Origin of the sequence: Nocardia sp. XZ_19_385 (assembly GCF_015355755.1) — a bacterium.
Lineage (GTDB): Bacteria > Actinomycetota > Actinomycetes > Mycobacteriales > Mycobacteriaceae > Nocardia.
In genome coordinates, this window is sequence record NZ_JACVEE010000002.1 from 787,906 (window position 1) to 809,926 (window position 22,021).

Below are 22,021 nucleotides of genomic sequence, written 5' to 3' on the forward strand. Positions count from 1 at the left end.
CGCGATGAAGTTTGCTGTTCCCGGGGTTGCGAGTGCGGTCGGCGGCGCCGTTTTGGGCCTGCTCGCGGTGTTCGCGATCACCGCCGCAGTGCAGCAGAACACCCGGCCCGAGCTCGACAAGGGCGACCCGGACTCCTCGCTGCTCAACAACGTCGAGTACGGCGCGCGCTGACCTCGTTTTCCGTTTCGGCATGCTCGCGCATCGCCCTGCCCGCGCATGCCTGTAGCTGACCCGGCAGGCCCGGGGGCACGCGTGCGCACACAGCACCGCCGCCCCGGGCCTGACCTCGTATGCCAGTGACTTCCGCGCCGCCAGTCGATCCGATCGGATCCGAGAGCGCGGCGACGGGTGCGCCCGACGCCGCGCCGCTGGGCAAACGCTGGCTCGCCGGAACCGTGGTCGCGGCCTTCCTGCTGACTTTCCTGCAGGCGCCCGGCAGCACAGTCGCCGACACCAAATACGACCTGGCGCAGAATCCGTTCGGGTTCCTGGAGCGCGCCGCCCATCTGTGGAGCAGTCAAGCCCCGATGGGCCAGGTGCAGAACCAGGCCTACGGTTACTTCTTCCCGCATGGCGCCTTCTTTTCCGCCGGGCACGCGCTCGGCCTGCCCGCCTGGGTGACGCAGCGGATCTGGTGGGCGCTGCTGTTGCTCGCCGGGTTCTGGGGCATCGTCCGGCTCTGCGAGACACTCGGCATCGGCAGTCGCGGGTCGCGGGTGATCGCGGCGGCCGCGTTCGCGCTGTCCCCCCGTGTACTGACGACGCTCGGTTCGATTTCCTCCGAGACGCTGCCGATGGTGCTCGCGCCATGGGTGCTGCTCGCACCCGCCGCGCTCGGCACCGCGTACCGGAACCGGAAGCTCGGTGGTGCCCGCAGTCCCGCGGGCAGTGCTTTGGCACTCGCGCTGATGGGCTCGGTCAACGCCGTCGCCACGGTCGCCGCGTTCCTGCCCGCGTTGCTGTGGTGGGGTTCGTATCGGCCGGACCGGCGCTGGTGGCGGTTCACGCTGGCCTGGGTGCCGCTGCTGCTGCTGGCAGTGTTCTGGTGGGCGGTGCCGTTGCTGCTGCTCGGCAAGGTGTCGCCGCCGTTCCTGGATTACATCGAGTCCTCCGGTGTGACGACGCAGTGGGCATCGCTGGGTGAGGTGCTGCGCGGCACCGACAGCTGGACACCGTTCGTCTCGCCGGAGCGCATCGCGGGCGCGGTGCTCGTCACCCAGCCCGCCGCGGTGCTGGCCACCGGGCTGATCGCGGCCGCGGGCATGGCGGGTTTGGCGCTGCGGACGATGCCGTATCGGGGACGGCTCACGCTGATCCTGCTGGTCGGGTTGGCCGGTATCTGCGCCGGATATGTCGGGGAGTTGAGCGGGCCCTTCGCGGAATCGGTGCGCGTCTTCCTGGATTCCGGTGGTGCGCCGCTGCGGAACGTGCACAAGCTGGAGCCGTTGATCCGGTTGCCGCTGGTGCTGGGCCTGGCGCATCTACTGGCCCGGATTCCGCTGCCCGCGTCGGTGCCGATGCCGGTGTGGCGCAATGCTTTCGCCCACCCGGAGCGGGACAGGCGGGTCGCCGTCGCAGCCCTGATCCTGACCGCGTTGGCCTTGTCGACGTCGCTGGCCTGGACCGGGAAGCTGGCGCCGCGCGGCGCCTACGACCAGGTGCCCGCCTACTGGCAGCAGACCGCGGATTGGCTGTCCCGCAATGCTTCCGATACCCGCGCGCTGGTGGTGCCGGGTGCGCCGTTCGGCAGCCAGGTGTGGGGCCTGACCCGCGACGAACCGTTGCAGGCGCTGGCGAGTACGCCGTGGGCGATCCGGGATTCGGTGCCGCTGAACCCGCCGGGCACCATCCGCGCGATGGATTCGGTGCAGCGGCTGATCGCCGACGGGCGGCCCTCGGCCGGGCTGGCGACGACGCTGGCCGATCAGGGCATCGGAGTTCTGGTGCTGCGCAACGATCTCGATCCGGAGTCCTCGCGGTCGACGCGGCCGTTGCTGGCGCATCGGGCGATCGAGGGTTCGCCCGGGCTGACCAAGGTCGCCGAATTCGGTGCGCCCATCAAGGCTTCCGTGATCGCGGACGGGTTGGTGGCGGACGGGGATCTCCGGCCCGCGTATCCGGCGATCGAGATCTACCAGGTTCGAGTGCGCCCGCCGGGGACGCCTGCCCAGGTGCGCAGCGGCACCGGCGCACCGAGTTCGTTCCCCGGCGCCTATACCGTTGGGCTGGGCGATGTTCCAACGGTGCAGGGCGGCCCGGAAGTGCTCGAACGCCTGCGCCGCTCCGGAAATACCGGTGTCCCGAGCCTGCTCGCCGCCGACGCGACCCGCGCCGGACTGCCCCCGGGGCCGGTGACCATCACCGACAGCCCGATGGATCGGGAAACCGACTTCGGCAAGGTCGACAACCACAACTCGGCGTTGCGCGCGCCGACCGACCCGCGGCGCACCCACAACCTGGTGCCCGACTACCCGGTGCCCGGCGCGGAACTGGTGCGCGGCGAATGGTCCGGCGCCACGATCACGGCCTCCAGCGCCGCTGCCGACGCCACTCAGCTCGGCGGCGCGGCCCCCGGCAGCTCCACCGCAGCGGTGGTGGACGGCGATCCCGCCACCTCCTGGATCAGCAGCGGCATCGACAGCGCTGTGGGGCAATGGCTTCGGCTCGACCTGGACAAGCCGATCAAGTCCGCTGGACTGCTCACCCTGACCACCAGCCCGGCCGCCATCGGCGCCCCGGTGAAATGGGTGGAGGTGCGTACCGACAACGGCAGCGTGTCCGCACGTATCACCGAACCCGGTGCGCCGCTCTCGATCTCGCTGCCCGCCGGTCGCACCACCTGGGTCACCGTCACCGCGATTCGCACCGAGAACGGCACCGGTGGTGGGCAATTCGGCATCAGCGAACTCGGTCTCGAGGACTACAGCGTGCGGGATACGCCGGTGCCGGTCGATATCCGGCGCCGCACCGTGCTGCCCCCGCTGGCCACCGGAACCCAGGTGCAGGCCTGGGACCTGGGACAGGAATTCCCCGGGCGCGGCGCGTGTTTCGACTCCCCCGACCGGGTCCGTTGCAGCAAGGCGCTGGCACTGGCCGCCGAGGAACCGGGCACTTTCGAGCGCACATTGCAGGTTCCGGCACCGATGAGCGTCTCCCCCAACCTCACCGTCCGGACCCGGCAGGGACCCGCGCTGGAAGCTCTGCTCACCGACCAGGCCCGTCCGATCGCGCGCGGCCAGGCCGATGTCGGCGATCTGCGTGGTTCGGCGTTCGCCGCGACCGACGGCGATGTGCGCACCGGCTGGACCGCGCCGGAGGACTCGATCCGCGACTTCACCGGCCCCCGGCCGACACTCACCATCGAACTCCCGGAGCCGGCGCTGGTCACCGGGCTGGACCTCACTCCCTCGCTGGGCGGCCTGCCCGCCGCGCCCCTCGCGGTCGCGGTGAACCTCGGCAACGGCCCGCAGGTGCGGGAGTTGAACCCCGACGCCGAACCCGGTGCGGCTTCCAGGATCTCGCTGCACCCCCAGGTGACGGACCGGATCGAGATCACCATCCAGTCCTGGAAGCCGGTGCTGGACAAGACCGCACTCGGTTTCGCCATCACCCAGCCGCCGGGCCTGGCCGAGGTCGAGGTCCTCGGCCCGGACTATCCGGCGCCCGCCCCCGCCGACCGGCCGATCACCATTCCGTGCGCGCTCGGCCCGACGATCAACATCGACGGGCACCTGGTGCGCACCACGGTCACTGCGACGGCGGCGGAATTGCTGTCCGGCGCGCCGGTGCACGCGCAGGTCTGCGACGATGCGGCCGCGGTCGGTGCGTCCGGGGAACTTACCCTGTCGACCGGCCGCGCCGATGTCAGCGTCGGGCCGACCGAGTTGTTCTCGGTCGACCGGCTTCGCTTGAACCGCACCGACTTCCAGCCGACGCCGTCCATCACCCAGGACCGCTTGCTCGTCCTCCCGCTGAGCACCAACGTCGGCTGGCAAGCCACCACCGCCACCGGCCAGCAGCTCACCCCGATCGTGGTCAACGGCTGGCAACAAGCCTGGATCCTGCCCCCGAACGCGGGCGCGATCACCGTCTCCTTCCCGGACGACCGCTGGTACCGCCTCGGCATCTTCGGCGGCCTCCTCCTACTGATTCCCCTTGCCCTGCTGGCAATTCCGCGGCGACGCCGCTTCTCCGCCATGCTCGGTCTTCGAACGCGACCGGAGCCGGGCGCGAGTCCAGCTGCCGCCCAGGGCGATTCCGACCTACCCGAAATCCCTAGGACCTGGGGAAATCGAGTCCTCGGCGCACTCGGAGTAGGCGCGGTAGCCACCGTGATCGCCGGACCGGTCGGCGCGGCCCTCACCACGGCCGGTGTCGCCGCAGCCCGCTTCGCACCGCGCGTCACCTCGAAATACCTTGCGGCAGTCGCGGGTATCGGCACGACGGTTTCCGCCGCCGCCCTGTCCACCGGCCCCTGGCGCGCCCAGGGCGGTTACATGGGCGGATCCCTCTGGGTGCAACTGCCGGCCCTGATCGCCGTGATCGCCGTCGGCATCGCCGCTCTGGTACCCCGGGATCGGTAGCCACCTCGGAACCGGCTCCAGCGTCTCGCCTGAATGGGTGTATGCGAATCGTGCGAATTAGAGACGGATCTGGCCGGAATCGCCAAATTCCGTAGGCGTTTGCACGATTGGCATACATCCGCTTACGGCGCGGGATCCCCCAGCGGCCGGGCGTCCGCCTCGATCGGACTCGACGAGTTTGGATCGGCAGCTTTCGCGCGGTCCCGCCTGCGGGCGAAGCGGCGGGCGGGGTCTTCGATCAACGCGTAGCTGGCCGCGGCGACCGGGAGGGTGATGGCGATGGTGAGGAAGAGGACCCAGCCGAAGTTGCCGCGGAACGGGAGGATGCCGAAGACCGGGAAGACGATGGACAGCACCGCGAGGTGCCAGAGGAAGATGCCGTAGGACCAGCGGCCGATGGTCGCGGCGACGCGCGATTCCAGCCAGCGGTGCCGGCGTTCACCGAGGACCAGCGGGGCGAGCAGGGTGAAGCCGATGATCGTGCCGAGAACCATCTTCGCCACGTATTGCCACGGTTCGGCGCGCGTCAGGCCGGCGGGGCCGCCGAGGTCGGTGGCGGAGAAGAGGAAGGCCGCCAGCGCGATCGCCCACATCAGCGGCTGCTTGCCGAGGATGCGGGCCCAGCGTGCCGTGGGTGAGCTCAGCCGGATGTCGACCAGCTCGGCCAGCACCATGCCGGCGGCGAACCACGGCAGGTAGGCGGGCAGCCAGTTGTCGGCGTTGATCGCGTCCGGGGTCGGCACCGGGATGAAGTTCCAGGTCAGGCAGATCAGCGCGACGCCGATCAGTACCGGCACCCGCCATCGGGCCGTGGCGCCGCGCAGCCACATCACGGCTACCGCGAGCAGTGGCAGCACCAGATAGAACGCCACCTCCACCGACAGGCTCCACATCTGGGTCAGCCCGTCGGTCAGGGTCAGCGGGATGAATACCTGCAGCAGCGCGAGGTTGGAGAACCAGACCCGCCAGCCGGCGGTGTCGGCCGCGCTCGGCAGCAGCAACAACACCGCGACGACCACGGCCCAGTAGGCGGGCAGGATGCGGGCGGCGCGGTGCCGGAAGTAGTAGCCGACCGAGGGAGCGGTGCCGAGTCCGCGGGCGGCCGCCGCATGCGGACGCCACAGCAGGAATCCGGACAGCGCGAAGAACACCGCGACGGCCATATCGAACCGCTCCCACACCCGGCCGAGGACCGGCATCGAGGACGCTCCGGTCTGGAATGCCACGTGCGTGACCAACACGCCGAGGGCCGCCAAACCGCGCATGCCTTCGAGTGCGGGCACGAAGCCGCGCGATCGGACGGGAGTGGGTGCCGTGGCGGCGGACACAGGCGTGGTGGCGGTCATCGCACTCCAGTCTGCCGTATCGATTCCCCAGGTGAGAACCCGTCGTTTCACTTTTCGCGCTACACTCAGCGCGATTTTGGTCGGAAACCTGACTCGGCAGGGCATGGTACTACTCGGTCCTGTTAGTGTCGGGGCTCACGAGTGCCGCGGGCTGCCCGCAGTACGCGGAACGACCTGTGTGTTCTAAGACGAGGAGTGTTTGCATGGCACTGAGTGCCGGAACCAGAAGGACGGTGGCCTGCCTGCTCGTGGGTCTCGGCGCGTTCATGATCGTGTTAGCGCTGATGATCCCGGCTTACACCGTCGGCAAACTGGCGAAAACTCCGCTCGATCTCGAGATCACGACCATCGCCAAGAATGCCCCCGGCTCCGAAAGCCAGGTGCTCGACTCCAAGTCGCTCACCTCGCCGGAGGGTTCGGCCAAGGTCGACAGCAACGTGCCGCTGGTCTCGCAGCGCTTCGTCACCGTCGAAGAGCCGTCCAACGCCACGGAGATGACGATCCAGGCTGGTCAGACGCTGCGTCGCATCGACAAGCAGGGCGACACCGGCCTGCTCACCGCGACCGTCGACCGCGTCACCATCGACCGCAAGACCGGCGAGCCGGTCGCCAAGGAGCCCAACGGCTCCATCGCGGTCACGGTCGACAAGGAAATGAAGAGCGTCGCCGAGCCCGTTCAGCACGTCGGTCTGCAGTACCGCTTCCCGCTCGGCACCGAGAAGAAGAGCTACCCGTACTTCGATCTCAACGCGCGTAAGACCTTCGACATCAACTTCGTCGAAGAGACCGAGATCAACAGCATGAAGGTCTACCACTTCCAGCAGTCGATCCCGGCCACCAACATGTGGGACGTCGTCAAGGCGCCGACCAACAAGCTGGAGCTGCCGGCCGCGAAGTGGGGCGTCGCGGGTGACGGCCCGGTCACCATGACCCGCTTCTACACCAACACCCGCGACCTGTGGGTGGAGCCGGAGACCGGCACCGTGATCAAGGGCGGCGAGCAGATCCACCTGTACTACGCCCGCACCGGCGACAAGCCCGAGGTCACCGCGCTCAAAGGCAACATCGTCTTCGACGAGCCGACCATCGAGTCGCAGATCACGGTCGCCAAGGAGAACATCGACAAGCTGTCGCTGTTCGGCCGGATCATGCCGATCGTGCTCGGCGTGCTCGGCGCCATCCTGCTGATCGTCGGTGTGCTCATCGGCATCCGCGGTGGTTCGGCTCCGGCCGGACGTGGCAACCGGCTCGCGCCGGGCGGCCCGGTCCGCGGTGACGATTCGCCGACCCAGGTGATCGACACACGTAACCTCTGACCTCGTCAGATTCTCGAATTCGGCCCCCCGGCTTCTGCCGGGGGGCCGAATTCTTTTTCCGCACAACGCTTCTCAGCGGTCGGGTGCCGGATTAATGTGCCGGTATGACTGACGCGGATGTGGTGGTGCTGGGTGGTGGGGTCGCCGGGCTGACCACCGCGATAGTGCTCGCCGAACGGGGCGCGCGGGTACGGGTGTGGGCGAAAGAGCTTGCCGCATGGACGACTTCGGCGGTGGCGGGTGCGCTCATCTGGCCGTATCACATCGAGCCCGCCGAGCTGGTGGGTGCGTGGGCGGTCCGGTCGCTGCGGGAGTACGAAGGGCTGGCCGGTAATTCGTCGACCGGAGTGCGGCTGGTGACCGGCGTGCAGGCCGACACACCGCTCGATTTCATGCCGGTCTGGACCGCGGCCCTCGACGGGGCGCGCGAAGCGACCGCGGCCGAACTACCCGCCGGATTCACCCAGGGGCTGCGCGCGACCGTGCCGCTGCTGGATATGCGGGTGCACCTCGACTATTTGACGCGGCGGCTGGCGGCGGCGGGCGGGGTGCTCGAGGAACGCGCCGTCGCCAGGTTCGGGGCGGCGGCCCGGGTGGCGCCGGTGGTCGTGAACTGCACCGGCCTCGGGGCGCGCACCCTGGTGCCGGACCTCTCGGTGCGACCAGTGCGCGGGCAGATCGTGGTCGTCGAAAACCCCGGTCTCACCGAGTGGTTCGCGGTGGCCGGGGCCGAACTGACCTACCTGCTGCCGCGCCCGGGTTACGTAATCCTCGGCGGCACAGCGCAACCCGGCTCGTGGAACCTGATCCCGGACCCGGCGACCGCCCGTGAGATCGTCGCCCGCTGCGCCCGCATCCAGCCGGCGCTCGCCGACGCGCGCATCCTGGAACACCGCGTGGGACTGCGGCCTTCACGGCCGACCGTGCGTGTCGAACGCGAGCAGCTAGACGGTGCGCTGGTGGTGCACAACTACGGCCACGGTGGCGCGGGCGTCACGGTGGCCTGGGGGTGTGCGGAAGCCGCGGCCGCGCTGATCTGAGCTGCGGGACAGGTTATTTCGAGTAGGCGACCGGGTGCCGCGGCTGATACAGCAGCATGGATCCGGAGCCGGGGATACGCATGGTGATGCACAATCCGAAACCCCGATCGACCACCTCGCCGACGAATCTCGCTCCGCGCCCGGCGAGTTCGGCCACCGTCTCCTCGATGTCGTCGCACAGCAGCGAGATCTCATGGTGGGTCGCATCCATCTCGGCCGGATGCACCCCGAGCTCACTCGGCCCGGTACCGAAAATCAGCCAGCCGTCATGGGCGTCGACGTGCGGCCAGCGCAAGACGTCACGAAAGAAGGCGCGGGCGGCATCGGGATCGTCCGCGTAGACGAGGGTGTGCACAGCGGTGATCATCCGAGGATCGTAAACGGCTGCGGCGCAAACACAGTGGTGCCGCGCGCGCTCAATCCGCCGGGGTGTCGGCCGTACGCAGGACCGTTGCGGCCACCACGGCTGTGGTGGTGGCGGCGACGCAGACGCAGATCGTGATGAGGGCGGGGATCGAGTCGGCGAACAGCAGCGTCAGCGTGACTTCGACAGCGAGGCCGACCCAGGCCAGGGCGGCCAGCGAAGTGCGGTCCAGTGCGATAGCGGACAGCACCGCACCCTGCAGCACCGCGAGGATCGCGCCGTGTAGCGCGAACAACCACAGCAGACCCTGGATCGGCGCGTAATCGGAACCCGCGAACAGCGGCGCCAACGGTGCCGCGAGGGCCGCGCCGAGCACCGCGACGATGCCGATTCCGGAGAGCACCGCCAGCGCGTCGCGAATGGCCCGGGCGGAATGGGTGGGCTGCGCCATCCGGGGATAAAGGACCACACCGACGGCTTGCGGCAACCAGAAGGCGATCTTCGTGGCGACGGTGCCGAGGGCGTAGCGGCTGGCGTCGTCGGTGTCGCCGAGGACCATCCGGACCACGATCAGGTCGGCCGACGACAGGGCCATCAGCGCCGCCTGCACCTGCGCGGCCCGGATCACCGGCAGTACACCCACGGTGTGCTCGGCCAGCACCGCCCGGATCTGCGGCGCCCCCGCGACAAAGCGCGCGAACACCGCGGCGGCGGCGAGACCGAGCGCCGCGGCGCCCAACGCGGCCGAGGTGCCGCCACCCAGCACCAGCACCACCAGCGCGGGCGCGACCCGGGCTATCCCCGCGAAACCGAGCACCACCGCCAGCTGCCGGAAACGATTGCTGCCCTGCAGAATTCCCTGCTCACCAGCCAGCAGCACGAGCGCGGGCGCCGCACCGAGAGCGGCGGCGCAGGCGAGCACATTCACGTCCAACGCGAGCGTCACCAGCGGCACCAGCGCCGCGGCGAGCACCGCCACGATCACCGCGCACCGCCACTGCAACCTGCGCAGCGCCGCCACACTCGCCCCGCGCACCAGCTCCCGCGCGACCACGTTCTGCAAGGCCAGCGCCGGCACCGCGCACAGCAGCTGCACCGCCAGCAGACTCGCGAACTCGCTGAACCCGGCCACCCCCAGCCACCGGCTGGCCAGCACCTGCAACAGGTAGCCCGCCACGTTCGCCGTCATCGCCCCCGCCGTCACCAACGTCAGATCCGCGACAACGGGTAGGCGACGAACGGCAGGCACACCCCATCGTCGCACCTCACCGCCGCACCCTCGAACCCCAGCCCACCGTGCGGTCGCTTCGGGGCGCGGTCCAGGGCGCGAGTGCCTAGGGTCGGGGCATGGCTGTCGTACACAACACCACGATGGAACCGACCAAACTGGAGCTTCTGACCCTGTGGCTGCCCCAGCAGGAGTGGTTCCGCGGCACGCGCGCACCGGCGCTGCGCAAGGCCGGCGGATTTCGCCTCGACGACCCGGCCGGCGAGGTCGGCATCGAATTCATGATCGTCCTGGACACATCGGAGTACCCCGGCGTGGCCTACCACGTGCCGATGACCTATCGCGGAGCCCCGCTGCCCGGCGCCGAGCCGGCGCTGATCGGCACCTCCGAACACGGCGTCCTCGGCACCCGCTGGATCTACGACGGGGCGTTCGACGAAGTGCTGGTAGCGCAGGCCCTGGCACTGCTCACCGGAAAGGCGCAAGCCCAGGACCAGAATGCGAGCGATGCCCTCGACCCGACGGTCGAGGTGTCGGCCGCACCTGCCCCCGCGCTGACGGTGCGCGTCGTCCGAACCCCGCAGGACCAGCCCGCATCCGACGCGGTAGGCCACGTCACAGCCCCGTGGAAGGTCCCGGGCGGCACCCAGCACGGCGTGCTCCTGGAGGCGCTGGCCTGAAACGCGCTCGCACCCACAGGCTTCCCGAGTGAATAATGCGGTGGTGCCTCCACACCGCCGCATCTCCGTCGTAGGAACCTCGGGATCCGGCAAGAGCTCACTGGCGCGCCGGATCTCCGAACAACTCGGCATCCCCCACATCGAACTCGACGCGATCCACCACCAGGCCGACTGGACCCCACTGCCCACCGACGAGTTCCAGGCCGCGGTCACCGAGCAGGTCACCCGGCCCGCCTGGGTGGCCGACGGCAACTACCACGGAAAACTCGGCGACCTCGTCTGGCGGCACGCCGACACCGTGCTCTGGTTCGACCTGCCCCGCCCCCAGGTCATGCTGCAGATCATCAAACGAACCGCCGGCCGCATCCTGACCGCCCGCGAACTATGGAACGGCAACCGCGAAAACCCCCGAAACATGTTCTCGCTCAACCCGGAACGCTCGGTGATCATGTGGGCCTGGACCACCCACGCCCGAAACCGCACCCGCTACACCGCGGCCCACGCCAACCCGGCCTACCAGCACCTCGATTTCATCCACATCCGCTCACACCGCGACGCCGAGCATTTCCTGACCAGCCTCACCCAGCCTGTGGACAACGCACCTGCCGAGCCACGAACTGATACGCCGCAGAGCTGATCCGCGTCCACAGGCAGCACAGATCGGATGACACCTCGAGCACCGGTGCCGAGTCTCACCGCGCGTCTGCGGCATAGTGACTTCGGAGCGGCCATCACAGCACCTTGCTGAACCAATGGTCCGCGTAGGGCCCATTGTTATGCGGCTCGGACTCCGCGTAACCGTGCCGGGCGTACAGCGCCCGCGCCTCCACAAGATCATGGCGAGTATCCAGCACGATCCGCCCAGCGCCGAGCGTCCGTGCCGCATCCTCAGCGGCCGCGAGCAACACCGCACCCCCGCCCCGCCCCCGCATATCCACGCGCAGAAACACACGATTCAACTCCGCGGTCGCAGCGTCGAGCAGATGCACACCAACGGTCCCAACCGGCTCGCCCGCATAACACAGAACCAGCAAAACCCCTCCAGGCGAACCGAACTCAGCACCACTCGAGCCCGCGATCCCACGTTCGAGCTCATCAGGAGCCGTCGAACACCCGTCGTGCAGCCAATGCCACCGATCACTGACCTCGGTGTAATAGTCCCGCCACAGCGCGGCCACGACAGCGGAGTCGAACGGCTCGGGCGCGATCGTCCAATACCCCACTGCGCGAGCCTAACTCGGCGTGAACTCGCGCAGCACACACGATTGGATCACATGGCCAGAGCCCTGTTTGCGGCCGAGGCGCAGCATGATCAATTCTGGCGAAGCACCGTCCGGCGTGGCGGTGCCCCATGGTGAAACCACCGGCGGCTGGTCACAGCGTGGGCTGCGCACGACGACGCTCGACTTGCCGCGCGGCACCGAAAGTGGCTCGGCTGGGGTAGCGCCCGCTTTATCCCGCCAGTTCGCGCGCGGCAGAGCTGCTGCGCACGGCCGACGCCCGAATGCTAGACCTGGTGCGACGCACGAATTGGCGCGGCAGCACCAATAGTGCCTCGGCTGGGTAATGCGCGGTTTGCCCCGCCGGTTCGCGCGCGCGTAGCAGAACTGACGTGTGCGGCAAGCGCTCGAGTTGTTCAGGCTGGTGCGGCGCGCAATGCCCGCCAGTTCGCCCGGGTAGCAGAATTGACGTGTGTGTAAACGCTCGAGTGCTCACGCCTGGTAAGCGGTTTGGCAAGTGGAGCGGTTTCGCCCGGTCGGGTTGTGTGGGGGCGCAGAATTCGGGGGCGGTGGTTGGGGTGGGCCCAATTGTGTGCTCGAGGAGTTGGGTGGTGGGGTGTGGCACGTAGGGTGGCGAGCCGTGGGTGACTGGAGCAGGTGGCGGAGGTTGGTGCCGGCTGGGTACAGCGCGGGGTTGGCGCTGCTTATTGCCGGGCCGCTGCTGGGGTCGGGGTATTTGCTTTTGCGGGATGCGGTTAGTACGCCGCGGTCGTATCTGACCGGCTCGGCGCTTGGGCTCGGGGACGCCGCGCCCCGGGCGGTGCCGCAGGATGCGTTGCTCGCGGTCTTGTCGCCGGTTATCGATGGCGGCGTGCTGGTGAAGGCGATTCTGTTGATCGCGTTGTGGGCGGCCGGTTACGGGGCGGCGGTGCTTGCGCGAGAACTGCTGCGGGTTGGTCTCGGGCCGCAGCTGGTTGCCAGCACTGTCGCTCTGTGGAACCCGTACATTGCCGAACGCCTGCTGCAAGGACACTGGAGCCTGCTCGCCGGCTACGCTGCCCTACCCTGGACCGTCCTCGCCGCCTACCGCCTGCGTATTGCCGCCAGCGAGCACCTCCATCGCACCCCGCCTGCCCCCGATGCTGGTCATCCGCCTGGTGCCAAGGGTGAACGGTCTCGGTGGCGCACGAAGGGAACTGGGTCCAGCTGGCCCGCAAATGGAGCCAGGTCTGACCGGCACACCGAGGAAACATCTGGCACCAAGGGGGTTTGGTTGCGCTGGCGCGCAACGGGTTCCGTTGGTGCATGGGGTGCGTTGACCGCGTGTTTCGCGGCCGCGGGGCTCACGCCCACCGGCGGGCTGCTGGCTGGGGCGACCGCACTCGTGGTGCTCGGCCGGAGGCAGATCCCGGGTGCGCTGCTGCTGCTCGCACTGGCCAGTGCGCCGTGGCTGGCCGCGACTGTGCTGTCCGGGGCGGGTGCCGAACCCTCCGACCCGGCGGGAATTGCCGCGTTCGCCGCGCGCGCGGAGCCTGGTCTCGCCACCCTCGGCAGTCTGGCCGGGCTCGGCGGCATCTGGAATGCCGACGCCGTCCCCAACTCCCGCACAACGCTTTTGGCTCTTTTCGGCACCCTCATCCTGCTTGCCATCGTCGCGACCGGCATCCGCGCGGTCGCTTCGCCGATATCTACCAGGGCGGGCAACGCCGGGACGCCCCGCGCGGAGCTCGGGTCGGCATCTACCGCGATCACCGACGTGGACGATCAGGATCGGGCCGAAGGCCCGGCCACCGCTGGTGGCGAACACCCTCGCACAGATCCGAATACCAGCGATGAAGCGATTGGCAATGCCTACGGCGCTAAAGATAAGGGCGGGCAGTCCAGCGCTGATCGGCTTGGCAACGAAGAGGATTCGAGCCGGGTTCGGGTGAGCAGGGCGCTGCTGTTGCTCGCTGGCGTGGCGGTGGTGTTGCCTGCGTTGGCAGCCACCGGGTGGGGCCGGGAGGTTATGGAATGGTTGGTGGTTCAGGTGCCGGGGGCCGGGCTGCTGCGTGACACTCAGAAGTACGTCGCGTTGGCTGTGCCCGCTTATTCGCTTTGTGCTGCTGCCGGGTGCCGGGCGTTCGCTGTTCGATTTGCGGGGAGCAAATCGCACCTCGGCGAATTGTCCACAGGCATCCCCAAGGCTTCCGGTATGGCGGGCGGGACTGGCCGCGCCCAGGCTTCTCCCGCTGGAACAGGCTTGATCGCAACGGTATTCATCGCATTGCTGATTCTGCCGCTGATTGATCTGGCCTGGGGTGTCGGCGGTGCGTTGCGGCCGGTGCACTATCCGGCCGGGTGGCAGCAGGTGGCTGAAAAGATCGATGGGCGGGGGGATGTCGCGGTGTTGCCCGGGGGGATGTTCCGAAAGTTCTCGTATAGCGGGAAGGCGCCGGTGCTGGATCCCGCTCCGCGGATGCTGCCCAATGACGTACTGCAGACGGGTGAATTGCCGGTGCGTGGGGCGGTTGTCTCGGGTGAGGGTATGCGGGCGCATCAGGTGGAAAGCTTGCTGCTGCAAGGCGGTTCGGCGCAGCGGCTGGGCGATTTGGGTGTCGGCTGGGTGCTGGTGGAACGGGCTACACCTGGGTCGCTCGGCGAATCGAAGAACACCCTCGCAGAATTGGAACCGGTTTACTCCGACAGCCAGCTCGCGCTCTACCGAGTGGCGGGGGTTCAGGTCACCGAATCACAAGCGGCACACCGTTTCATCGCGGGGGCCGCGCACATTCTGTGGGCAGCGCTGCTTCTCGGTGGCCTACTCGTAGCAGGTCTGTGGCGGCGCGATTGACACTGACCCGACGGGAGTCAGCCCTCGGTTTCGGTGTGCTTCTCGCGAATCGCGGCCAGGGCCGCCTCGCGCCGCGCCGCTCGACGCTCCTGAGAGACGGTGCTGCGGCGGGACGCCGACTCGGAAGGCTCGTCGTCGTAGTCGAATCGGGGCCCTTCGACGTCGGAGACATCGATCGCGCGGATGCCGTCGATCAGCAGGAGGACGGGCCAAACCAGGATTGCCCAGTACACCGAGAAGTTTTCGGTATCGGTGAAAACCGAGAGGTAGATCAGGAATCCGGCATATCCGAGATACCCGGCCCCGGAGAGCACCTCGATTGTCCGCCGGACGTAACCCAATTCGCGCAGCGATAGCGCGAGCCCGATCAGCACCACTCCGGCGACCACGAGTACTACGACATAGGTGCCGAACACCGAACCCCCAAGAACATCAACGGCCTCACGGCACCGAACCAATCAGCGGTCACGCTAACAGCCGCATCACCTTCCGGCGAGCGGCACAGCACTCGCCTTTGCGTGGAGGCGCTTTCAGAGGTGGTGCTCGGGGGCGGCGACCAAGCCGGAGACCTGTTCACCGCGGGCGGCGGCGGCCAGCACCTCGTACACACCGTTTCCGGTTTGCTCCCAAGAGAATTCGCGGGCGCGGGCGCGCGCCTTCTCGCCCATCACGGTGCGGCCTTCGGCGTCGGAGAGCAGGTCGCCGACGGCTTCGGTGAGATCGGTGACGTCGTCGACGAGCAGGCCGGTGACGCCGTCGACGATGGAGTCGGTGAGGCCGCGGGAGCTGCGGTAGCCGACGGTGGGGACGCCGTGCTGGGCGGCTTCGATGACGGCCAGGCCCCAGCCTTCCTTGCGGGAGGGCAGCACGTGCACCCAGGCGTGGGCGAGGAGTTCGTGTTTACGGCGCTCGTCGACGTGCCCGTGGAAGGTGACGGCGTCGGCGATGCCGAGGGCGTCGGCGTCGGCCTGCAGGTTCTCGGCCCACCAGCCGCCGCCGATGACGTCGAGGTGCAGGCCGGGGATGCTATGGCGCAGGCGAGCGACGGCCTGCAGCGCGTCTTCGATCTGCTTGTGCGGCACCAGCCGGGACAGCACCACGATCCGCGGTTCCGGGGTGCGGGTCTGCGCGGCGCCGGTGGGCGCGCCGGCGGGGACCGGTTCGGCGCCGTTGCGGACCACCGCGATGCGCTCCCGTTCCACGCCCAGGGTCGCGAGCTCTTCCGCCGACGGCAGCGAGACCGTCAGGTACTGGTTGTCGCGGTGCACGCGCGGGGACAGCCGCGATTCGATCCACCACCCGATCCGCCCGACCAGCCGTCCGGCGACCGGCCACTGCTCGCGATGCCCGTGGTGCACGAGGACGACGGCGGGCGCGTCGGCGGCGACGGCCGCGAAGAAGGGAATGCCGTTCTGGGTGTCGATCACCGCGTCCGGCTTCAGACCGCGCAGCGGTCCGACCCCGAGCCGGCCGAGCACGATCGCGGCGAGCGCTCGCGGATAGACGGTGAACCGCCCGCCCGCGCGACTGATCTCGATGCCGTTGATCCGTTCCCGCTTGGCCGCGCCCGGATAGCGGGCGGTCCGCAGGGTGACCTTGACGCCCCGCGCCGCGAGCTGCGCACCGACCTGCTCGAGGTACCGCTCACTGCCGCCGCCCTGCGGGTGCCCTGTGTCACGCCAGCAGAGCAGGAGGACTTCGCGCACGGTGGAGCTTCTCTCGGTCGTCAGGTGCAGGCCGCACAAACGGCCGGGGAACAAGATATCGCGCTACACCATAACTTGCCGCATCCCCATGGCAACCCTCCCACCTGCTCACTCCCCGCACACATTGGCGCTAATGCGTCACGTCCAATTTATTGAAACACTGATATTTCACAGTGAGTCTTCGATAACCTCCCGCCACCCGCCGAACCCGGCGGGCGTGGTCGGGTACCGCACTCGGCATTGATGAGGAGGACACATGAAAGCGATTCGAACGAGAACCGGCGGCAACACCGGAACCGGCAGCGGTGCCGGCGGCGACATGGACGGCCTCCTCGGCCTGATCCTCGCGCTGATCACCTCGTCGACCTCCACCGGCAGCGGCGCCTCCAGCGGCGTCGGCTGATCACCCGCGGGCCCGGCCGCGCGCGGCGACCGGGCCCGCCCCCGATTTGTCATCCTGGTCGAACCCGGGGCGCTGGTGGGTCGCGCCGGTTATGCGAGACTCGCCGTCGTGCCGAAAGCTGACATCACGCCCGCCGCAGTGACGGGACCGCTGCCCGGGTGGCGTCCGACGTCCCGGTTCGCACGGCGGGCGACGCTGCGGCGGTCGTGGGGGTTGCTCAGCAGCTTCCGGTTCGAGCAGAGCGATCCGGCGCTGTTCTATGGCGGGATCGCCTCCGACAGTGCGGCGATGATCGCGGATTTCTATAAGGACGTCACGGGGCGCGACCTCGAAGGCGCGACCGTGCTGGATGTCGGCGGCGGGCCAGGGTATTTCGCCGACGAGTTCGCGCGGACCGGCGCCAGGTATATCCCTGTGGAACCGGATCCGTCGGAGATGCACGCGGCCGGACTTCAGGTGGCGGGCGCCGTGCGCGGTTCCGGGATGGCGCTGCCGTTCCGCGACGACGCGGTGGACATCTGCTTTTCGTCGAATGTCGCTGAGCACGTACCGGATCCGTGGCTGATGGCCGACGAGATGGTGCGCGTCACCAAGCCCGGCGGCTTGATGGTGTTGTCCTACACGGTGTGGCACGGCCCGTTCGGCGGCCACGAGACCGGACCCTGGCACTACCTCGGCGGCGAGTACGCGGCCAAGCGGTATCGCCGGAAGCATGGCCGGGAGCCGAAGAACCGTTTCGGGGAGTCGTTGTTCGCCGTCCGCGCGGAGGACGGAATGCGCTGGGCGTCAAACACTTCCGCCGACGTGCGCGCACTGTTCCCGCGCTACCACCCGAGCTGGGCGTGGTGGCTGGTGCGTGTGCCGCTGATCAGAGAGTTATTGGTGAGCAATCTTGTCGTGGTGGCGACGAAATAGCTCTATCTCTCCAGCCAGCCGCGGCGCCAGCTGCGTCTAGCGCAGGTTCCACCGGAAATCGCTTCGCTCCAAGGGGATTCCTGCATCGCGAGCCCGACGGCCTCCAAGGTCGTGAGCCCGACCTGATCAGCCAGCGATCGGACGAACGCGATCGCCTCCGCGGCTTGCATTGCGGCTGTGGCCTGCTCGATTGTCAGCGTGCGGCCCGGTAAGAAGGACACCACCCAACCACCGCTGCCCACGCTTCTAGCTTGATGTTGAGTCTGGTCGCTGGTCATTACCGAGCGTCCGACTACTTGCACCGCCATAACTCGTCTCCCCTGCATTCGGTTCCGAGAATCGAGCGAGCTGATCAGTAGCTATCAGCATCCTCTCTCCAGCAACAGAACGCAATAGTGCGTTCTCCGAGAAGCGAACCGACAGGTTGGAATTCGTGCACTTCAGAGCGATGAGATGGAAGAAAACTGGAACATGTTACAGACAAGCGGGCGACAAAACTGTAACGTGTTCCCATGCATTACGACAGCTTGTTCATCGGCGGCCGTTGGACCGCGCCAGCCAGTTCCGAGCGCCTCCAGGTCATCTCGCCGGCCACGGTCGAGCCGGTGGGCAGCGTCCCAGTGGTCGAACGCGCCGACGTCGACGCCGCGGTTGCCGCCGCCCGGCAGGCCTTCGATTCCGGGCCCTGGCCACAGACCCCACCGGAGGAGCGCGCACAGGTTCTCACCCGCGCCGCCCGCCTGATCGAGGAGCGATCGGCGGACCTGGTCGCCGCGCTCACCGCGGAAATGGGCGCCCCGCAGATGTTCGCTATGATGCTCAACCAGATTCCGGCGACCGCCGCCCTCGACACCTACGCCGGCCTGGCGAAGTCGTTCCCCTGGACCGAGACTCGCACCGGCATGTTCGGCACCACCCGGGTCTCGCGGGAGCCGCGCGGCGTCGTCGCGGCGGTCACCGCCTGGAATGTGCCGCTGTTCCTCGCCGTCAACAAGCTCGCCCCGGCGCTGCTCGCCGGCTGCACCGTGGTGCTCAAGCCCGCACCGCTGACTCCGTTGACCGCCAACATGATCGCCGACATCTTCACCGACGCCGGCCTGCCCGAGGGCGTGCTCTCGGTCCTGCCCGCCGAGGCCGAGGTGGCCGAGTACCTGGTCTCGCATCCGGACGTGGACAAGGTGACCTTCACCGGCAGCACCGCGGTCGGCCGCAAAATCGGAGCGATCGCCACCGGCCAACTCAAGACGGTCTCACTCGAGCTCGGCGGCAAGTCCGCAGCGATCATCCTGGAGGACGCGGATCTCGCCGCCGCCATTCCGCAGCTCGCCTTCTCCGGCCTGATGAACTCCGGTCAGGGCTGCGTCGCCCAGACCCGGATCCTGGCGCCGCGCAGCCGCTACGACGAGATCGTGAACGCGCTCGTCGAGCACGTGAAGACCATGAAGGCCGGCGACCCCACCGACCCGAGCGTGCAACTGGGCCCGTTGATTTCGGAGGCGCAGCGCGATCGCGTCGAGGGCTACATCGCCAAGGGCAAGGAAGAGGGCGCGCGCCTGGTGCTCGGCGGCGGCCGCCCCGAGGGCGTCGAGCGGGGCTGGTTCGTGGAGCCGACGATCTTCGCCGATGTGGACAACAAGTCCACCATCGCGCAGGAGGAGATCTTCGGACCGGTGCTGGCGGTGATTCCGTACGACACCGAGGAGGAGGCCATCGCGATCGCCAACGACTCGCAGTACGGCCTGGCCGGCTCGGTGTGGACCACCGATATCGAGCACGGCGCCGAGATCGCCGCCAAGGTCCGCACCGGCACCTACGCGATCAACTGGTACGCCTTCGATCCGGGTGCGCCCTTCGGCGGCTACAAGAATTCCGGCATCGGCCGGGAGAACGGCCCGGAGGGCATCGACGCGTTCTGTGAGCAGAAGTCGCTGCTGATGCCCCTCGGCTGGACCGGCTAGTCCGGCATAACCACACGTAGAGCGGGCTGTCCGTCCGGAGTTTGCGCGTCGACGACCTCGACCCGCCAGCCGGGCGGCAGTACCGCCTCCAGCCGTCCCGCGGCGCGGCGTAGCGGCGTGCTCGCGTCGGCGAGGTCCAGACCTGTCACCATCGGGGTCTGCGGGCCGCCGAACTCCAGATCGGTCATGCTCAAACCACCTCTCGATCGGAAGCAGTTCAGCCGATAGCTAACGCTCAGCGTCCGGGCTGGACAGTCGTCGTTGACTGGTCGGCGCAAGCATAGGTCACCGTCGAGCAAACCTCGCACAATAGGCAGACGACCGGAACCGGTATCCCCGGCTGCTCGCAAAGCCGTTGCCCGCCAACAAAAACCGCCCGCACCGTTCGAAAACGGTGCGGGCGGTTGGCATTTCGTTCACATAGCGCAGCAGGCCGGGATCAGCCCAGGCGCTCCTTGAGCGCCTCGAACTGGTCGCGCACGCCGGAGGGCAGCTTGTCGCCGACGAACTCGAACCACTCCTCGATCATCGGGATCTCCTTGCGCCACTCCTCGGCGTTCACCGCGAGCGCCTCGTCCACATCGGCGGTGTCGACGTCCAGGCCCTCGAGGTCGAGGTTGGCGGCATGCGGCACATTGCCGATCGGGGTGGCCTCGGCCTCGGCCGAGCCCTCGATGCGGCCGACGATCCACTCCAGCACGCGGGAGTTCTCGCCGAATCCGGGCCACAGGAAGCGGCCGTCGGCGCCGCGGCGGAACCAGTTGACGTAGAAGATCTTCGGCAGCTTGTCCGCGTCCGCGTTCTTGCCGAGCGAGATCCAGTGGTTCATGTAGTCACCGACGTGGTAGCCCAGGAAGGGCAGCATCGCCATCGGGTCGCGGCGCACGGTGCCGACCTTGCCCTCGGCGGCGGCGGTCTGCTCCGAGGACATGGTGGCGCCCATGAACACGCCGTGCTCCCAGTCGAAGGACTCGGTCACCAGCGGGATGGTGGTCTTGCGGCGGCCGCCGAACAGGATCGCCGAGATCGGCACGCCCTGCGGGTCGTCCCATTCCGGGGCCAGCGTCGGGCACTGCGACATCGGCGTGCAGTAGCGCGAGTTCGGGTGCGCGGCAAGGGTTTCGGTCTCCCGCAGGTACCAGTCGTTGCCCTTCCAGTCGATCAGGTGATCGGGCTCGCCTTCCAGGCCCTCCCACCAGATGTCGCCGTTGTCGGTCATCGCGACGTTGGTGTAGACGGTGTTGCCCGCGTCGATGGTGGCCATCGCGTTCGGGTTGGAGGAGTGGTTGGTGCCGGGCGCGACGCCGAAGAAACCGAACTCCGGGTTGACCGCGTACAGGCGGCCGTCCTTGCCGAACCGCATCCAGGCGATGTCGTCGCCCAAGGTCTCCGCGCGCCAGCCGGGAACCGTCGGCTGCAGCATCGCGAGGTTGGTCTTACCGCAGGCCGATGGGAAGGCCGCGGCGATGTAGTAGGCCTTGTTCTCCGGGGAGATCAGCTTGAGGATCAGCATGTGCTCGGCCAGCCAGCCCTCGTCGTGCGCCATCGCCGAGGCGATACGCAGCGAGTAGCACTTCTTGCCGAGCAGGGCGTTGCCGCCGTAACCGGAACCGTAGGACCAGATCTCGCGGTCCTCGGGGAAGTGGGTGATGTACTTGGTGTCGTTGCACGGCCACGGCACGTCGGCCTGGCCCTCGGCCAGCGGCGCGCCGACGGAGTGCAGGCACTTCACGAACGGCTTGTCCGTGCCCAGCTTCTCCAGCGCGGCCGCGCCCATGCGGGTCATCACGCGCATCGACACCACGACGTACTCGGAATCGGTGAGCTCGACGCCCAGTTTGGGATCCTCGGCGCCGAGCGGGCCCATGCAGAACGGCACCACATATAAAGTGCGGCCCTTCATCGAGCCGCGGTACAGCTCGGTCATGGTGGCGCGCATCTCGGCGGGGTCGACCCAGTTGTTGGTCGGGCCGGCGTCGGCTTCGGACTTGGAACAGATGTAGGTGCGGGATTCGACACGCGCCACATCGGAGGGATCGGAGAGGGCCAGGAACGAGTTCGGCTTCTTCTTCTCGTCGAGCTTCTTGAAAGTGCCCGCTGCGACGAGTTGAGCGGTTAGTCGATCCCACTCTTCGTCGGAACCGTCCGCCCAGACCACCCGCTCCGGCTGGGTGAGCTCTGCGACTTCCTGTACCCAGGCGAGCAGTTCGCGGTGCGCGGTAGGCGCGTTGCCGTCGGACAGACCAGGAATGGTCGCTGAGGTCATGAAAACTCTCCTGAGATGGGCGGCTCGAGGCGCTTACGCCCGCCTGGCCGACCATTCGAGCGACCTGCAAGCAGTCGCTACGATAGGCCATTGACCAGCCCGAACGCACCAAGCGCCACCATTGGCGGTGAAGGCTCCCGCTACGACCAGTCGTAAAGCGCG

18 protein-coding genes are annotated in these 22,021 nt (G+C 68.3%); 10 read left to right on the plus strand and 8 right to left on the minus strand.

Features of this window, described 5'->3' with window-relative positions; genetic code table 11:
- The first annotated feature begins 4 nt into the window (after window positions 1–4).
- Together IBX22_RS16335 and IBX22_RS16340 are read left to right on the plus strand one after the other, a co-directional pair.
- Window positions 5–172, plus strand: coding sequence for a DUF2613 domain-containing protein (locus tag IBX22_RS16335; RefSeq protein ID WP_194816419.1), 168 nt, complete (start codon window positions 5–7; stop codon window positions 170–172).
- 119 nt (window positions 173–291) lie between these two features.
- Window positions 292–4,584, plus strand: coding sequence for an alpha-(1->3)-arabinofuranosyltransferase (locus IBX22_RS16340; RefSeq protein WP_194816420.1), 4,293 nt, complete (start codon window positions 292–294; stop codon window positions 4,582–4,584).
- A gap of 122 nt (window positions 4,585–4,706) precedes the next feature.
- Here IBX22_RS16340 and IBX22_RS16345 read toward each other — a convergent pair whose 3' ends face one another.
- Window positions 4,707–5,930 carry an acyltransferase gene (locus IBX22_RS16345; protein ID WP_194816421.1) on the minus strand — a complete coding sequence of 408 codons (1,224 nt, stop codon included), beginning with the start codon at window positions 5,928–5,930 and terminating at the stop codon, window positions 4,707–4,709.
- A 203-nt stretch (window positions 5,931–6,133) separates the two neighbouring features.
- On the opposite strand from IBX22_RS16345, the gene IBX22_RS16350 reads away from it, so the two are divergent.
- Window positions 6,134–7,246 (plus strand): DUF3068 domain-containing protein, encoded by a 1,113-nt coding sequence (locus tag IBX22_RS16350; RefSeq protein WP_194816422.1) that lies wholly within the window; start codon window positions 6,134–6,136, stop codon window positions 7,244–7,246.
- 104 nt (window positions 7,247–7,350) lie between these two features.
- The gene (locus tag IBX22_RS16355; protein WP_194816423.1) at window positions 7,351–8,286 is read left to right on the plus strand and encodes an FAD-dependent oxidoreductase; all 936 of its coding nucleotides are present in this window, start codon (window positions 7,351–7,353) and stop codon (window positions 8,284–8,286) included.
- A gap of 13 nt (window positions 8,287–8,299) precedes the next feature.
- Here IBX22_RS16355 and IBX22_RS16360 read toward each other — a convergent pair whose 3' ends face one another.
- Together IBX22_RS16360 and IBX22_RS16365 are read right to left on the minus strand one after the other, a co-directional pair.
- A complete protein-coding gene (locus tag IBX22_RS16360; protein WP_194816424.1) occupies window positions 8,300–8,653 on the minus strand; it encodes a VOC family protein in 354 nt (117 codons plus the stop codon).
- Between the two features lie 49 nt (window positions 8,654–8,702).
- Window positions 8,703–9,839: a polysaccharide biosynthesis protein gene (locus IBX22_RS16365; RefSeq protein WP_228539058.1), complete on the minus strand. Its 1,137-nt coding sequence runs from the start codon at window positions 9,837–9,839 to the stop codon at window positions 8,703–8,705.
- A 158-nt stretch (window positions 9,840–9,997) separates the two neighbouring features.
- On the opposite strand from IBX22_RS16365, the gene IBX22_RS16370 reads away from it, so the two are divergent.
- Together IBX22_RS16370 and IBX22_RS16375 are read left to right on the plus strand one after the other, a co-directional pair.
- Window positions 9,998–10,558: a 1,4-alpha-glucan branching protein gene (locus IBX22_RS16370; protein WP_194816426.1), complete on the plus strand. Its 561-nt coding sequence runs from the start codon at window positions 9,998–10,000 to the stop codon at window positions 10,556–10,558.
- A 28-nt stretch (window positions 10,559–10,586) separates the two neighbouring features.
- On the plus strand, window positions 10,587–11,195 hold the full coding sequence (locus IBX22_RS16375; RefSeq protein ID WP_194816427.1) for an adenylate kinase: 609 nt from the start codon (window positions 10,587–10,589) through the stop codon (window positions 11,193–11,195).
- A gap of 94 nt (window positions 11,196–11,289) precedes the next feature.
- Here IBX22_RS16375 and IBX22_RS16380 read toward each other — a convergent pair whose 3' ends face one another.
- Window positions 11,290–11,781 carry a GNAT family N-acetyltransferase gene (locus IBX22_RS16380; protein ID WP_194816428.1) on the minus strand — a complete coding sequence of 164 codons (492 nt, stop codon included), beginning with the start codon at window positions 11,779–11,781 and terminating at the stop codon, window positions 11,290–11,292.
- Between the two features lie 667 nt (window positions 11,782–12,448).
- Between IBX22_RS16380 and IBX22_RS37475 the strand changes: the two genes are divergently transcribed.
- Entirely contained in the window at window positions 12,449–14,611 is a 2,163-nt protein-coding gene (locus IBX22_RS37475; protein ID WP_375540244.1) for a hypothetical protein, read from the plus strand.
- A 17-nt stretch (window positions 14,612–14,628) separates the two neighbouring features.
- Here the strand turns inward: IBX22_RS37475 and IBX22_RS16390 are convergent, their stop codons facing one another.
- Together IBX22_RS16390 and IBX22_RS16395 are read right to left on the minus strand one after the other, a co-directional pair.
- Window positions 14,629–15,027 carry a hypothetical protein gene (locus tag IBX22_RS16390; RefSeq protein ID WP_194816429.1) on the minus strand — a complete coding sequence of 133 codons (399 nt, stop codon included), beginning with the start codon at window positions 15,025–15,027 and terminating at the stop codon, window positions 14,629–14,631.
- Between the two features lie 114 nt (window positions 15,028–15,141).
- Window positions 15,142–16,317 (minus strand): glycosyltransferase family 4 protein, encoded by a 1,176-nt coding sequence (locus IBX22_RS16395; RefSeq protein WP_194816430.1) that lies wholly within the window; start codon window positions 16,315–16,317, stop codon window positions 15,142–15,144.
- A 256-nt stretch (window positions 16,318–16,573) separates the two neighbouring features.
- On the opposite strand from IBX22_RS16395, the gene IBX22_RS16400 reads away from it, so the two are divergent.
- From IBX22_RS16400 to IBX22_RS16410, 3 genes are all read left to right on the plus strand, one after another.
- On the plus strand, window positions 16,574–16,720 hold the full coding sequence (locus IBX22_RS16400) for a hypothetical protein (RefSeq protein ID WP_194816431.1): 147 nt from the start codon (window positions 16,574–16,576) through the stop codon (window positions 16,718–16,720).
- Window positions 16,721–16,828: 108 nt separating this feature from the next.
- On the plus strand, window positions 16,829–17,635 hold the full coding sequence (locus IBX22_RS16405; RefSeq protein ID WP_375540245.1) for a class I SAM-dependent methyltransferase: 807 nt from the start codon (window positions 16,829–16,831) through the stop codon (window positions 17,633–17,635).
- A gap of 512 nt (window positions 17,636–18,147) precedes the next feature.
- Window positions 18,148–19,593 carry an aldehyde dehydrogenase gene (locus tag IBX22_RS16410; protein WP_194816432.1) on the plus strand — a complete coding sequence of 482 codons (1,446 nt, stop codon included), beginning with the start codon at window positions 18,148–18,150 and terminating at the stop codon, window positions 19,591–19,593.
- Here IBX22_RS16410 and IBX22_RS16415 read toward each other — a convergent pair.
- Window positions 19,590–19,781 (minus strand): hypothetical protein, encoded by a 192-nt coding sequence (locus IBX22_RS16415; protein WP_194817884.1) that lies wholly within the window; start codon window positions 19,779–19,781, stop codon window positions 19,590–19,592. The genes IBX22_RS16410 and IBX22_RS16415 overlap by 4 nt on opposite strands.
- Window positions 19,782–20,032: 251 nt before the next feature.
- Complete coding sequence (locus IBX22_RS16420) at window positions 20,033–21,859, minus strand: phosphoenolpyruvate carboxykinase (GTP) (protein ID WP_194816433.1); 1,827 nt, start codon at window positions 21,857–21,859, stop codon at window positions 20,033–20,035.
- Window positions 21,860–22,021: the final 162 nt, after the last annotated feature.

What these genes read in the sequence shown, in the direction of transcription:
- IBX22_RS16365 (WP_228539058.1), bottom strand. Translation starts at nt 9,839, where the DNA reads ATGACGGCGAACGTGGCGGGCTACCTGTTGCAGGTGCTGGCCAGCCGG.
- IBX22_RS16420 (WP_194816433.1), bottom strand. Translation starts at nt 21,859, where the DNA reads ATGACCTCAGCGACCATTCCTGGTCTGTCCGACGGCAACGCGCCTACC.
- IBX22_RS16355 (WP_194816423.1), top strand. Translation starts at nt 7,351, where the DNA reads ATGACTGACGCGGATGTGGTGGTGCTGGGTGGTGGGGTCGCCGGGCTG.
- IBX22_RS16350 (WP_194816422.1), top strand. Translation starts at nt 6,134, where the DNA reads ATGGCACTGAGTGCCGGAACCAGAAGGACGGTGGCCTGCCTGCTCGTG.
- IBX22_RS16415 (WP_194817884.1), bottom strand. Translation starts at nt 19,781, where the DNA reads ATGACCGATCTGGAGTTCGGCGGCCCGCAGACCCCGATGGTGACAGGT.
- IBX22_RS16345 (WP_194816421.1), bottom strand. Translation starts at nt 5,930, where the DNA reads ATGACCGCCACCACGCCTGTGTCCGCCGCCACGGCACCCACTCCCGTC.
- IBX22_RS16335 (WP_194816419.1), top strand. Translation starts at nt 5, where the DNA reads ATGAAGTTTGCTGTTCCCGGGGTTGCGAGTGCGGTCGGCGGCGCCGTT.
- IBX22_RS16400 (WP_194816431.1), top strand. Translation starts at nt 16,574, where the DNA reads ATGAAAGCGATTCGAACGAGAACCGGCGGCAACACCGGAACCGGCAGC.
- IBX22_RS16370 (WP_194816426.1), top strand. Translation starts at nt 9,998, where the DNA reads ATGGCTGTCGTACACAACACCACGATGGAACCGACCAAACTGGAGCTT.
- IBX22_RS16360 (WP_194816424.1), bottom strand. Translation starts at nt 8,653, where the DNA reads ATGATCACCGCTGTGCACACCCTCGTCTACGCGGACGATCCCGATGCC.
- IBX22_RS16340 (WP_194816420.1), top strand. Translation starts at nt 292, where the DNA reads ATGCCAGTGACTTCCGCGCCGCCAGTCGATCCGATCGGATCCGAGAGC.
- IBX22_RS16410 (WP_194816432.1), top strand. Translation starts at nt 18,148, where the DNA reads ATGCATTACGACAGCTTGTTCATCGGCGGCCGTTGGACCGCGCCAGCC.